The organism is Brevibacillus migulae, from assembly GCF_004521915.1.
Classification (GTDB): domain Bacteria; phylum Bacillota; class Bacilli; order Brevibacillales; family Brevibacillaceae; genus Brevibacillus_F; species Brevibacillus_F migulae.
In genome coordinates this window covers 1-522 of the sequence record NZ_SDKD01000077.1, presented here as the reverse complement: position 1 = coordinate 522, position 522 = coordinate 1, and the positions used below count along the sequence as shown (strand labels likewise).

Below are 522 nucleotides of genomic sequence, written 5' to 3'. Positions count from 1 at the left end.
CCATGTTTTGTTCCAGAAACAACTAGGAATTGTTTCTTTCGATAATCATCTGTCTACTGCAAAGCAGTCAGGATAGATTGTTCTCATTCCAACTATCCCATGCCCCTACCAAAGTTTGGGTTGCTAGCTTGAGGGGTTTACCGCGTTCCACTTTCTAGATTTCCCTAGAAACTACGTCACTGTGGCACTTTCAAAGCTATTCAGGCATATCCAAAGACTTAGCCCTTTTGCTTGCCGTAAGATAGCTAGCTATCTCCCTAGGCTTATTTTNCAAAGCAGTCAGGATAGATTGTTCTCATTCCAACTATCCCATGCCCCTACCAAAGTTTGGGTTGCTAGCTTGAGGGGTTTACCGCGTTCCACTTTTTAGGTTTCCCTAAAAACTCCGTCACTGTGGCACTTTCAGAGCTACTAAAACCTATCCGAAGACTTAGCCAGTTCGCTCGCCGTAACTTGAAAATCAAGTCCCTAGGCTTATTGATTCGCCTAGCACAAACACTACTGGCATCACAGCCAGTGCTA

General features: G+C 44.5%; 1 other RNA gene. It reads right to left on the bottom strand.

The features are described from left to right. Positions 1 to 213: 213 nt before the first annotated feature. An RNA gene (gene rnpB, locus EIZ37_RS25660) (RNase P RNA component class B) lies at positions 214 to 522 on the bottom strand; the annotation flags it as partial.